This is a genomic window from Microvirga sp. KLBC 81, assembly GCF_003075415.1.
Classification (GTDB): domain Bacteria; phylum Pseudomonadota; class Alphaproteobacteria; order Rhizobiales; family Beijerinckiaceae; genus Microvirga.
On record NZ_QDAH01000025.1, the window covers coordinates 61,448 to 72,822 of the forward strand.

General features: G+C 61.4%; 12 protein-coding genes. 2 read left to right on the forward strand and 10 right to left on the reverse strand.

Annotation, left to right across the window (positions count from 1 at the left end; translation table 11 throughout):
- Positions 1 to 167 precede the first annotated feature (167 nt).
- On the forward strand, positions 168 to 317 hold the full coding sequence (locus tag DC522_RS37295; protein ID WP_165820189.1) for a hypothetical protein: 150 nt from the start codon (positions 168 to 170) through the stop codon (positions 315 to 317).
- A gap of 111 nt (positions 318 to 428) precedes the next feature.
- Here DC522_RS37295 and DC522_RS16540 read toward each other — a convergent pair whose 3' ends face one another.
- The gene (locus tag DC522_RS16540; protein ID WP_116529787.1) at positions 429 to 1,208 is read right to left on the reverse strand and encodes a trypsin-like serine protease; all 780 of its coding nucleotides are present in this window, start codon (positions 1,206 to 1,208) and stop codon (positions 429 to 431) included.
- Positions 1,209 to 1,437: 229 nt separating this feature from the next.
- Here DC522_RS16540 and DC522_RS16545 point away from each other — a divergent pair, with 229 nt between their 5' ends.
- Positions 1,438 to 1,713 (forward strand): hypothetical protein, encoded by a 276-nt coding sequence (locus DC522_RS16545; RefSeq protein ID WP_116529773.1) that lies wholly within the window; start codon positions 1,438 to 1,440, stop codon positions 1,711 to 1,713.
- Between the two features lie 60 nt (positions 1,714 to 1,773).
- Here DC522_RS16545 and DC522_RS16550 read toward each other — a convergent pair whose 3' ends face one another.
- The 9 genes from DC522_RS16550 to DC522_RS16590 form a co-directional block, all read right to left on the reverse strand.
- Entirely contained in the window at positions 1,774 to 3,201 is a 1,428-nt protein-coding gene (locus DC522_RS16550; protein WP_116529774.1) for a DegQ family serine endoprotease, read from the reverse strand.
- A 601-nt stretch (positions 3,202 to 3,802) separates the two neighbouring features.
- Complete coding sequence (locus DC522_RS16555; protein ID WP_116529788.1) at positions 3,803 to 4,714, reverse strand: ribokinase; 912 nt, start codon at positions 4,712 to 4,714, stop codon at positions 3,803 to 3,805.
- 34 nt (positions 4,715 to 4,748) lie between these two features.
- Entirely contained in the window at positions 4,749 to 5,195 is a 447-nt protein-coding gene (rpiB, locus tag DC522_RS16560; RefSeq protein ID WP_116529775.1) for a ribose 5-phosphate isomerase B, read from the reverse strand.
- Positions 5,196 to 5,261: 66 nt separating this feature from the next.
- A complete protein-coding gene (locus tag DC522_RS16565; protein WP_116529776.1) occupies positions 5,262 to 6,056 on the reverse strand; it encodes a transporter substrate-binding domain-containing protein in 795 nt (264 codons plus the stop codon).
- Positions 6,057 to 6,087: 31 nt separating this feature from the next.
- Complete coding sequence (locus DC522_RS16570; protein WP_116529777.1) at positions 6,088 to 6,843, reverse strand: amino acid ABC transporter ATP-binding protein; 756 nt, start codon at positions 6,841 to 6,843, stop codon at positions 6,088 to 6,090.
- Position 6,844: 1 nt separating this feature from the next.
- Entirely contained in the window at positions 6,845 to 7,513 is a 669-nt protein-coding gene (locus tag DC522_RS16575) for an amino acid ABC transporter permease (RefSeq protein ID WP_116529778.1), read from the reverse strand.
- 10 nt (positions 7,514 to 7,523) lie between these two features.
- Positions 7,524 to 8,207, reverse strand: coding sequence for an amino acid ABC transporter permease (locus tag DC522_RS16580; RefSeq protein ID WP_116529779.1), 684 nt, complete (start codon positions 8,205 to 8,207; stop codon positions 7,524 to 7,526).
- Between the two features lie 16 nt (positions 8,208 to 8,223).
- Positions 8,224 to 9,129 (reverse strand): NAD(P)-dependent oxidoreductase, encoded by a 906-nt coding sequence (locus DC522_RS16585; protein WP_256369866.1) that lies wholly within the window; start codon positions 9,127 to 9,129, stop codon positions 8,224 to 8,226.
- 23 nt (positions 9,130 to 9,152) lie between these two features.
- Positions 9,153 to 9,905, reverse strand: coding sequence for a FadR/GntR family transcriptional regulator (locus tag DC522_RS16590; protein WP_116529781.1), 753 nt, complete (start codon positions 9,903 to 9,905; stop codon positions 9,153 to 9,155).
- Positions 9,906 to 11,375: the final 1,470 nt, after the last annotated feature.

Sequence of the window (11,375 nt, forward strand, 5' to 3'; positions counted from 1 at the left end):
TGAGCTGTTCTGCGGCTTCCCGCGCAGGCGCAGCGAGGGGGCCGACTTTTTACCCGGTTGCCTGTGCTCCACAGGCTTGGGCGGCCGCAACACCCCTGAGCCTGATTCAAGCATGCCTCGGCCTCGACTTTGATCCGGCTGCGAAAGCAATCAGATTGGATCGGCCGGTGTTGCCCGGCTTTCTCGACGAAATCATCCTGCGCAACATCGCTGTCGGCGATAATCGCCTCGATTTCGTAGTCCGCCGTGCGGGTGACGAGGTCGCGACCCATGTCCTGCGCCGGACAGGCGACGTGAAAGTGACGGTCACAAACTGATGAAGGAGGGCATCAGGCTCGGAGGTGTCCCGAATACCTGCCGGCCCTGATGTCGTCTTCACTCCCGTATGGTCGGATTCGTTCAGCGGAACGGGTGGTCTCGTTTCAATCTCATGACGGACGGCCGCCGCCTCGGGCAGGGGCAATCATGAGGATATTGCCGCACGGAGCCAGAGAGGTGATCACTGCGCTTGCAACGCCCCAAAGCAGCGGACCACTGCTGCTTTGGACGACGACTGGACCTCCTGAATCACCGAGACACGCGCGTGCCCCGACCGTGCGTGCGATGATCAATCCAGTCTCCGATATGGCGAGAGGCCTCAAGGTCGCGGTCTTAAGAGTTCCGGACGCTCGCCCTGAAAGGCCAACGCCAGCCAATCGCAATGTGGACGGAATGCTGTCCAGATTGCGGGCGATGCGGAGAGGACTTCGCCCTCTGACTGGTGTCTCCAAGCGCAAAACAGCAATGTCGAGGGAGATCTCGTTGAGCACGTCCATCAGATCGCGGGAGGCGAGGCGGCCCGGCGCGAATGCATGGCGAGCCGCAGCGGCCACCCGATGAGCCGAAGGAATGAGTCTGCTTCCCTGATAGAAGAAGATCACCGCCCCCAGCGGATTGCCCCTAATGCAGTGCGCCGCCGTCATGACGAGATCCGGAGCGATGAGCGCGCCTGTGCAGCGGCTCAACCGGAGAGAGCCGCCCGGCTGAACGAGCGTGCCGACTGCAACCGTCGCGCGGCTGAGCTGATCGTTAGCCCGCGCAAGGGCGCCTCCTTCGATGGCATGGGCATGGCCGATCTGCCACATAAGAGCCAATGCCGTAAGCCAGCCGGGAAAATGACTGCCGATCCGGCGTTTCTCGCCTGTCGCAAGAATGGAAAACCGTCTCATGCTCACACCGAAGTCAGATGACGAAAGGGCGCAGTCCGGTCTCAGCTGCTCGTCACGGTGATCAATGCTTTGGTGTTGGAAGAGGTAAGAAGCCGGTTCATCGCGTCAAGGCTTTTGGATGCCTCTCGAATTGGAATGACAAGGCTCAGGCGATAGCTCAGGAACCCGGGATACGGCCTGCCGTTTTTCAAGCAGATCTCATCGGGTCGAAACTGCAGAGGAGGTTGACATGCTCAAGCATGCATTCCCGGGTGCACTCGCGGCCGCGGTTCTGGGTGTTGCCGTGTCTGGATCATCGATCCCGGACTTCGCCCAAGGTCTACCAGCCCGCTGCCTCCCGGAGAACTGGAGTGGCGGGCTCCAAGACGGATGCAACGGATTCGTCACATTCGGCATGAACGGCCCCATGGTCGTGCCGGGCCAGGCTCCTGAAGTTGAGGCGACCGGCAGCATCACCCGCAACGGAAGCGATAATGCAGCAGGGGGGCAGCGCCGATCGCCCTGAATAGTTCTCCGCATTACGTCCAAGGGGCTGGAGCCGCGGTATGGCCGCGGCTCGACAATGTTATCCCTCGATCGCAACGAACAGATACTGGTCCTCGCGCTTCACACGCAGGAGGATCGGTCTTTTTTGCCCCTGAGCGTCCGCCCAGGCCTTCGCCACATCTGCCGGAGCGGACACCGGCTGATTATTGGCCGATACGATCACGTCCCCCTGCCTGAGGCCGGCCCCTGCCGCCGGGCTGCTCGGATCGACCCGCTGGATCAGGACACCTGACGTGCCGGGCTCCAGTCCCAGCTGACCCCGGGCGGCCTCGGGGATTGGGCTGAGCGCGAGTCCAAGCCGCTTGCCGCCGTCGGCTCCATCGGGTGCCGCCGAGCGGGCGGCCAGCTCGTCGCTGCGTTGGCCGATGACGATGGTCAGCTCTTGGGGCTTGCCGTCCCGGACTACGGTCACCGGCACCTGGGAGCCGGGCTTGATGGCGGCCACGGCCCGGGAGAGATCGCGCCCGCTCTCCACCGGTTTCCTGTCAAACTGCGTGATCACGTCACCCGACCTGAACCCCGCCTTCTCGGCAGGGCCGCCTGGCTCTACGGTGGCGACGAGCACGCCCTTGCTGTCCGGGTGGCCCAGCGCCTGGGCGATGGCAGGCGTGATCTCCTGCAGGCGCAGCCCGACATAGCCCCGCTCGACCCGACCTGTCCGGATCAGTTGGTCGGCAACGGCTTGCGCTGTCCGCGACGGAACGGCAAAGCCGATACCGATATTGACGCCGGATGGGGAGAAGATCGCCGTATTGACCCCAATCACTTCGCCCCGGGTGTTGAATAGCGGCCCCCCCGAATTGCCGCGATTGATGGAGGCATCGGTCTGAATGTAGTCGTCATACGGACCCGAGCGGATGTCGCGGGAGCGCGCGGAGACGACCCCGACCGTCACGGTACCGCCGAGCCCGAAGGGGCTGCCGATGGCGATCACCCAGGAGCCCGGCTCGGCGGCATCGGAGTCGCCCCACGTGGCGACCGCCATGTTGGGCTGGGGATCAACCTTGAGCACGGCAATATCCGTGGCCGGATCCCGGCCCACGAGGGTTGCGGGAGCATTCGTCTTGTCCCCGAACACAACATGGATTTCGGCCGCATCCTCCACCACGTGGTTGTTGGTGATGATGTGTCCGTCCGAGGTGATCACGAAGCCCGATCCGAGCGCCTGCCGGGGCTGCTGCCGGCGGGGCTCCGGGAGATCGCCGTAGTAGCGGCGGAAGAACTCGCGGAAGGGGAGGTCATCCGGCAAGGATTGAGCCTGCTCCTGCTCCTCGACACGTTGCTTCGTCGTGATCGCAACGACGGCTGGCATCTTCTGCTTCACGATGGCGGTGAAGTCGGCAGGAACCTGCTGGGCGGGGGCCGGGAGCGGAGCGAGCGCCAGGATGCCCAGCACACCGGCAAACACGTGCTTCCTCAGGCTTAAGCTTGATGCAGAACGAGGCATGGGAATCCTCCTACTTGAAACATCAACAGCTCAGAGAGATCAGAGCGTTGCGCCAATGCCGGAAACGGGGAGCGGTTCCAGGTTGCTTGGCCGCATGAGTGTTTGGGCAACGGCTTTGGACAGGAATCTCCCTTGCGCATCATTGTTATTTGCGCGCGGAGAAAGCCGGGCCGTTGCCTGACGGTCCACTTTCCTCCCACAGGGTGAGATTTCCCTGCGTGGGACCGGGGGAGTAATTCCGGTCCTTGTGACGAAACTGAAAATTGGAGAGCCTCTATCCCTTTTGGAGGATGGGTCATGAGAAAAGCCTTGATTGGTCTTACCTCAGCACTTGCCATCGCAGTTTCTGCAGCGACCGTTACGCAACTCTTACAAGGCAAGCGGCCGGAACTCCAAGCTGGACGTATCGTGTTTAGGATATGGCGCAGACGGGGCGCGGAGACGGATTGAACGTATCGTCTCCAATCCTGCTAGAGCCTCGGACCCAAAAGTGGATTCCACTTTTGGGTCCGAGGCTCCTTCTTTAAGCGGCGCGTCGTTGCTGGCGGAAAACCGGGTCCACTCTTCCACACGATGCGCTAAAGCTTTTCACCTAGCCAGTTCAGGTAGCTTCGAGTTGTGCGCGTGTCGGCATGGCAGCCTGAGCGCCATAGGCAAGGCAAGCCAGCGATGCTCCATGGCAGGCTCGTTGGAGAGCTGTTGTCAAGGGCAGAGCCTCATCGAGTCCACTGGCCAGGATGCCGACGAAGGTGTCGCCGGCCCCAGTCGTGTCGACTGGCCGTATCGGCTTCGCCTCGACAACCTCGCTGCGTCCATCGGAGTGAAACGCAAAGGCGCCACGCGCCCCCGCCGTGACGACACAAATGCAGCCGTTTCTCGATAGGTAGGCTCCTGCATGTTCGAAATTGTCGGTTTCGCAGCCGAGGAGCGCGGCCGCCGCAATAGCCTCGTGCTCGTTGACGACGAAAATGTCAGTCTCGTTGATGAGATCCGAGAGATCTCTCGCCATAAATGCCGTCGGAGCCGGTGCGAAATTCCAGATGACGCGGCCGCCCGCAGCGCGCACATGCCGAGCGACATTGAGGGACGAGGGAAAGGGGACTTCCATTTGGAAGACCGCCACCGTGGAGGCGTCCACCTCGAAATCACGAACCGGCGCCTCCGTCAGCGTAGCATTTGCCCCACTGGCAACGGTAATTGCATTCTCGCCGCGCTCATCGACGGTGATGAAGGCACAACCTGTCGGTTCAGAACTGTTGGCGACGAGATCAGCCACGACACCATTGCGGGCGAGGTTGTCGCGCGCAGATCGGCCAAAGGCATCGTCGCCCACGCAGGCTGCGATCGCCACCCGATTCGGCAGCGACGCGCGTGCGGCTGCGATCGCTTGGTTTGCGCCCTTGCCACCGAAAAGGGTGGCATAGCCCGGTGACAGAACGGTTTCTCCCGGGCGCGGGATTGAGACTACACGGGCGACGAGATCAACGTTGATCGAACCAAAAACAAGAATCATGTCGCACGCGTTCCCTTTCCCAAGTCGGTTGGCTTCAGCCTTCGGCATCCATGGCGTGGAGTTTTTCCACGCGGCGGCGGCAGTCCTCATCAGTGGAGAATTCCGCCGACAGGTAAGACGAGACGAGATCCTGGGCGAGCCAGGAACCGACAATCTTCGCGCCGATGCACATCACGTTGACGTCATCATGCTCAACCGACTGGTGTGCCGAGTGGATGTCGTGGCAAACGGCAGCGCGAATGCCCTTGACCTTGTTGGCAGCGATCGACGCTCCGACGCCCGTGCCGCAGACCATGATGCCGCGCTCGGCTTCGCCGGACTTCACTTTTTGGGTCAGTGCGCGGGCGATGTCTGGAAAATCGACAGGTTTGTCATCGAAGGATCCTACGTCGACGACCTCATGTCCGAGAGAGCGTACATGCTCGACCACTGCATTCTTGAGGGGCCATCCGGCGTGATCCGACCCGATTACGACGCGCATTGAAAATCCTTTCTTCGTGATTGCGGATCGAGTGGTGCCTGGAGCACCACTCGAATTCTGTCAGGCTCAGCTCCGCATTTCCTGAGGGAGCTCGCTGCCATGGAACTTCTTGTAGATCTCGTTCAGCTTGCCGTTCTTCAAGTTGGTCGAAATCCATTCATTGAGCTTCTCGACCAAGCGCGGCTCCCCCTTGCGCACGCCAATTGCAAGATCGAAGGTGCGAATGAGAACCTTCGGCTCGAACGTACGGGCCGGGTTCTTCACGCCAATCTGGTTCGCAATCGTTGCCGAAGTCGCGACGCAGTCCGCCTGTCCGGAGACTGCGGCCGTCACCATCGTGGCATCGTCATCGAAGCGGGCAAGAGTGAGGTTCCGATCCTTCATGTTCGACAGCTCGGTATCCTGCGTCGTGCCACGCGAGACGGCAATGGTTTTGCCCTTCAGGTCTTCCCAGCTCTTCGCTTCAACGGTCGTCAGGCACGCGACGACGGACTGCAACGCTGCATAGGCCTTGGTGAAGTCGATCACCTTGGCGCGCTCCGGCGTGACCGAAAGGGTCGAGATGATGATGTCTGCCTTGTTCGTCTGAATGTTCGGAATGCGGGTCGCGCCCGTGGTCTGCACGAATTCGAGCTCGAGCCCCAGGTCTTTCGCCAGAAGCTGAGCGGTCTCCACGTCCGATCCCGTCGGCTTGAGGTTCGCGTCCATCATGCCGGACGGCGGAATCGCCATGTCGGTCGCAATGCGGATCTTCTTCGCCTTCATAATGTCGTCGAGCAGGTCGGCATGGGCTGCGGTGGTGCCGAGTGCTACCACGCAGGTCATTGCGATTGCGGCAGCAGAAAGCGGGCGCTTTATCATCGTCGTTGTCTCCCTAGGTCCTGGTTGTCGTTTAGAGCCCTGTGCCAACGAACTGGGCCAGTTCCGGAGTTGCGGGCGTGGTCAGGATCGCGGCGGCCCCGGTCTCGTGGACCTTGCCGCGGTGCATGAACACCACCCGGTTGGCGATTCCCCTGGCAAATCCCATCTCGTGCGTGACCATCACCATGGTCATGCCGTCCGCGGCGAGCGCCTCAATGACTTTCAGGACCTCGCCAGTCAATTCCGGGTCGAGGGCTGAAGTCACTTCGTCGAACAGCATCACCTTGGGCTGCATAGCGAGCGAACGGGCAATCGCCGCGCGCTGCTGCTGGCCGCCGGAGAGTTGTTCGGGATATTGGTGGAGCTTGTCTTCCAGGCCTACCTGGGCAAGGACCCGCCGCGCCTGTTCCTTCGCTTGGGCCTTTGAGATGCCCTTCACGGAACAAGGTGCGAGCGTGATGTTCTCCTCGATGGTCAGATGAGGAAACAGGTTGTAGCTCTGGAAGACGATGCCGACGTCCTGACGCAGAGCTCTCAGATCGAGCTTCGGGTCGCTGACGCGATGATTGCACACGACGATCTCGCCGCTGTCGATCGTCTCGAAGCGGTCGATGCAACGAAGGGCGGTGCTCTTGCCGGAACCGCTGCGGCCGATGAGGACGAGAACCTCGCCGCGTTCGACCTCGAAACTGACGCCGTCAAGCACCTTGAGCGTGCCGAAGCTCTTGTGCACGTTCTTCAGGGAAACGACTGGCGATTGGGTTGCTGCGTTCAGAGTCTTGTGCATGTCAGGCAGTCCCGAGTGAGAGGCGGGGAGGGCCGCTGCGCATCTCCAGGCGGCGGCTGATGCGCGAGATCGGATAGCAGAGGGCGAAATAGATCGCGGCGATGATGGTGTAGATCAGGAATGGTTCGAACAGGGAGTTGTTGATGATCTGGCCGGATCGCGCGAGCTCCACGAAGCCGACCACCGACGCCAGCGAGGTGTTCTTGATGATTTGCACCATGAAGCCCACGGTCGGAGGCGTCGCAATCCGGATCGCCTGTGGCAGGATGACCTTCGTCATCCGTTGGGAGCGGCTGAGAGCGAGCCCTTCTGCTGCTTCCCACTGCGGCTTCGGAACGGATTGGATGCTGCCGCGCCAGATCTCGCCGAGATACGCGCCGACATAAATCGTGAGCGAAGCGCCGGCGGCAGTCAGGGGGGAGATGGTCACGCCGAGCGTCGGCAGGCCGAAATAGGTCAGGAACATGATGACGAGAAGCGGCGTGCCCTGAATGAGCTGGACATAGCCGGCGCTGAGAAGCCGTACGATCCGGTTCGGAGAGACGCGGCAGAGGGCGATGATGAAGCCGACGATACCGCCGCCGAGGAGGCCGATGAGCGACAGACCGATGGTCCACAGCGCTCCGTAGCCCAGGAACATGAGGTGATTGGCATTCAGGGAACCGCCCATCTTTTCCTCCTCACAAAGGGGTGCCGAGGCGTCGCCGACGCGGGAAGATGACGAGGCCGAGGAGCCAGAACCCGGCGCGCATGATCAGCGACAGGACAATGTAGACGAGCGCGACCAGAATATAGGTCTCGAAGGCGCGGTAGGTGTCCGATTGCACGTAGTTCGCAACCGCTGTCAGTTCCTCCGCCGAGATCTGGGATGTCACCGACGAGGCGAGCATCAGCAACACGAACTGGCTGGTCAGCGATGGATAGACCTTTTCGATCGCAGGCCACATGACCACGTGCCAGTAGATCTGAGCGCGGGACAGCGCCAGGCCTTCGGCGGCTTCGATCTGCCCGCGGGGAATGGAGTCGAAGCCCGCGCGGATGATCTCGGTCGTGTATGCGCCGACATTGATCGTGAGAGCCGCTGCCGCGACCGCGAACGCGGAGAACTTCAGCCCTAAGCTGGCAAGGCCGAAATAGACGAGGAAGATCTGGACCAGAAGCGGCGTATTGCGGATCGCCTCGACATAGATACCGCAGATCCGTGAAATGACCGGATGGAGGCTGCGTCGGCCGATGGCACCGAGGACACCGATGGCCGTGCCCAGAACGGTGGCGAGGAAGGCGAGCTGAAGGGTGAGCAGCGCCCCATCGAAGAAGGTCGGCCATCGTTCAAGGATGACGGCGAAGTCCAGATTGAGGTTCATCCCTATCCGTTCCTCGTCACGCAGCCGTTTGATTGGTCATCCGGTCATAGACCCGGAAAAGAGCTTGATTGCCGTTCGTCCCCTCGCCGTGGGCGCGCGCCTCGACATATTGGCTCGTCACGAGCGCGGTGGCGGGTAGGGGGACATGAAGCGAGAAGGCCTGCTCCTGCACGAGCCGCAGGTCCTTGAGCATCAGGTCGATGCGGAAACCGGCGGAAGCATCGCCGGCGACCATCGCCGGGCCCAGCTTTTCGAGCATCCAGGAGGCGGCTGAGCCTCCCAGGAGCACATTACGGAGCTGGTCGAGGTCCACGCCGGAGGCGCGGCCAAGCGCGAGCGCTTCGCAGATGGCCTGAAGGTTGATGGCGCAGACGAGTTGGTTGCAGAGCTTGGCCGTCTGCCCGGCTCCGGCCTCGCCCATATGGGTGATCGTCGTGCCCATGGCACGGAAATACGGTTCGGCGCGCAGGAAGGCATCCCTGTCTCCTCCCACCATGACCGATAGAGAGGCATTCCGGGCGCCGACAGGGCCGCCGGATACTGGCGCGTCGAGAAACGCCACGCCTGCAGCCTTGAGATCGGCATGGATGCGCCGTACGGCGACGGGCGAAATCGTGCTCATGTCGACGAAGAGTCGGCCCCGCAGCGGCGACGTCAGAAGTCCGCTTTCGCCATAGACAATGTCTTCGACCTGCGGCGTGTCAGGGAGCATGGAAATGACGATATCCGCGTCCCGTGCGGCGTCCGCCAGGTTTCCGGCTCCCTTGGCGCCATGTGGGAGGAGATCGTCCACGGCTTCCTTGCGGACGTCATAGGCACGGACGGCATACCCTGCCTTGAGCAGATTGAGGGCCATTTCACGCCCCATCGTCCCCAGGCCTGCAAAGCCGACTGTTCCCTTGTGGTCGTTCTGTTCCATCATGGCGTCTCGCTCTTCGGGTAGTGTCACGGGGCGCTCCGGGGCCCGGATTCGCCGATTGCCGCACGGCGACGGAAATCGTCGCCGATCGCGAAATGTTCGCGCATGACCTTTTCCGCATGTTCCGGGTCGCGTCCTACGATGGCGTCGAAGATGCGGCGATGATCCTCGATCAGGTAGGTTTTCATCGTATCGAAGGCCTGAAGGAGTTCTCGCCGTCCCCGATGCGAGCGCATCAGGATACCGGACATGGAATCGTGCAGGACGATGAGCGTCTCGGATTTTCCCGCCATCACCACGGCCCGGTGAAACTCGAAGTCGGCCACACCGCCGGTATCGGGGTCGTCGATCGTTTCGACGATGCGCGCGAGCGCCTGCTGCAACCTCTCGAAATCGGACACTGTCGCCCGCTCAGCGGCAAGCCGGACAGCCTGGCATTCAATCGCGATGCGCGCCTGCATCACATCGTCGATGACATCGGATTGCTGCGCGAAGGCGAAGGTGAAAAAGTCGTTGAGGACAGACAAGTCGGGACGGCGAACGATCGTCCCTACACGGTCGCGGATTTCCACGACCCCGAGGACCGTCAGCGCGCGCAGCGCCTCGCGCAGGATGGGTCGGCTGACACCGAGCTGCGCAGCGAGATCGCGTTCAGGGATCAGCCGGTCACCCGGTCGCAATGAGCCCGCAAGCAAGCGCTCGCGCAAGAAGGCGAAAACCTTCTCAAACCCTTTGCCGCCACTCTCCCTAAGCCGCGTGATTTCAAGATCAGCGGTCATTCATCTTGCCTTGGTCAGACCAGAATACATACCACGGTCAGCCAGTCAAGCGTGAGGGAGCCTCCACCGACCCTTGTGGTTTGAGATTATTTCCAGATTGTCACGGTGGAGCAGAGTCACGGATGCGACGTGGCATAGCTCTTGAGACGGTAAAGGCGAAAAGCGGTTCGCTCTAAGTTACTTCTCTACTTAGAGAATATCCGCGACTGGCACGGAGCAGAAGTAACGTGTTGGTCCGCTCGCCGGGCCGAAGCGGACATTCGTGAAGGGGCAGGGAAGGTCCGGATCCCTAAAGTGAGCCTTTCCTCTATGCTAGAACATTTTCCGGTGAAGTGGATCCGGTTCACCGTCAAAAATGCGGCCCAGCAAAGAACAGAGCTGTGTGGATATTGCGCGTCACTGTGTTGGTGTTGCAGGCGATACTCGCTGTTGGAACCTAGATCCTGCCCTTCAGTTCACCCTAGGCGCCTTTGCACGACCCTTGACGCCACTCAAACTCAGGAATGTTCGCGCACATTCTCCGTGGTGTCGCCCTAACGGAGATTCACATGCGGAAGGTCCTCCTTTTGGCAGTTGGACTGGCCCTCGTTGGAACATCAGCGTGGAGTCAGAGTTCGTCGCGGGACGATGATGATCGTCGGGACCGCTGGCATGATGACTATGACAGATGGGATAGAGACAGGGGCGAACGGGATGAACGGCACGGACGCGCCATGCGTGAGGACGATGATCGTTCGGGCCGCAACGCTCGGTTCTTCGTGCGCAGCGGCGATACCCAGCTTCGCGTTGTCTGTGGTGATCGGGAGTCCACGCAGGCCTGCGTCGATTCAGCCCTGCGAATCTTTGAAAGAGTGCAATCGCAGCCTCGCGCCGCCACGGGCTCGCCGACTCCTCCGGCACCCCAATAACGGATGAAGATCGGCGGTGCATGATAACCGCCGCCGATCACTCAGCATTATTCCTCGCAAACGCGGTAGCGTCTGATAACGACGTCGCCGAAGCGGTTTCTCTCCCGACGACGTTCATAATAGCAATCCCGGTCGCGCCATCGTGGGCCGCGCTCCCAGTCTCTATCCCGGTCCCAGTCCCGGTCCCGCCAATCGCGGCCATCCCAATCCCGATCTATCCGGGGCTGTGCGAAAACATCCCCCGCGAGACCACTGGTGAGGAGGCATCCGGCGAGTGCAATTGATAAGGTTTTTAGCCTGACCATAGGTTACCTCGGGCCGCTAATTGAACATGCAAGACAACGGATTTGGGAAAGCCTCGTTCCTGGGGCAGCCCTGTTGCCAAGCCTTGGCCAGAAGTTGAGCAGCCGCCGCTGTTCGTTGGAAATTTCAAAGATCCGTTGCTGGGGCGTTTTGGCCGTGAGGCTCTGGTCCGCCGGCCTGTCCGCGGCGGGCCTTCGAGGGGCCGGCCACAGTCGACGCGCGCAGGAGAGCACAGGTTGGAGAGCACGCGCTGGAGCCC

What these genes read in the sequence shown, in the direction of transcription:
- DC522_RS16540 (WP_116529787.1), bottom strand. Translation starts at nt 1,208, where the DNA reads ATGAGACGGTTTTCCATTCTTGCGACAGGCGAGAAACGCCGGATCGGC.
- DC522_RS16545 (WP_116529773.1), top strand. Translation starts at nt 1,438, where the DNA reads ATGCTCAAGCATGCATTCCCGGGTGCACTCGCGGCCGCGGTTCTGGGT.
- DC522_RS16550 (WP_116529774.1), bottom strand. Translation starts at nt 3,201, where the DNA reads ATGCCTCGTTCTGCATCAAGCTTAAGCCTGAGGAAGCACGTGTTTGCC.
- DC522_RS16555 (WP_116529788.1), bottom strand. Translation starts at nt 4,714, where the DNA reads ATGATTCTTGTTTTTGGTTCGATCAACGTTGATCTCGTCGCCCGTGTA.
- rpiB (WP_116529775.1), bottom strand. Translation starts at nt 5,195, where the DNA reads ATGCGCGTCGTAATCGGGTCGGATCACGCCGGATGGCCCCTCAAGAAT.
- DC522_RS16565 (WP_116529776.1), bottom strand. Translation starts at nt 6,056, where the DNA reads ATGATAAAGCGCCCGCTTTCTGCTGCCGCAATCGCAATGACCTGCGTG.
- DC522_RS16570 (WP_116529777.1), bottom strand. Translation starts at nt 6,843, where the DNA reads ATGCACAAGACTCTGAACGCAGCAACCCAATCGCCAGTCGTTTCCCTG.
- DC522_RS16575 (WP_116529778.1), bottom strand. Translation starts at nt 7,513, where the DNA reads ATGGGCGGTTCCCTGAATGCCAATCACCTCATGTTCCTGGGCTACGGA.
- DC522_RS16580 (WP_116529779.1), bottom strand. Translation starts at nt 8,207, where the DNA reads ATGAACCTCAATCTGGACTTCGCCGTCATCCTTGAACGATGGCCGACC.
- DC522_RS16585 (WP_256369866.1), bottom strand. Translation starts at nt 9,129, where the DNA reads ATGATGGAACAGAACGACCACAAGGGAACAGTCGGCTTTGCAGGCCTG.
- DC522_RS16590 (WP_116529781.1), bottom strand. Translation starts at nt 9,905, where the DNA reads ATGACCGCTGATCTTGAAATCACGCGGCTTAGGGAGAGTGGCGGCAAA.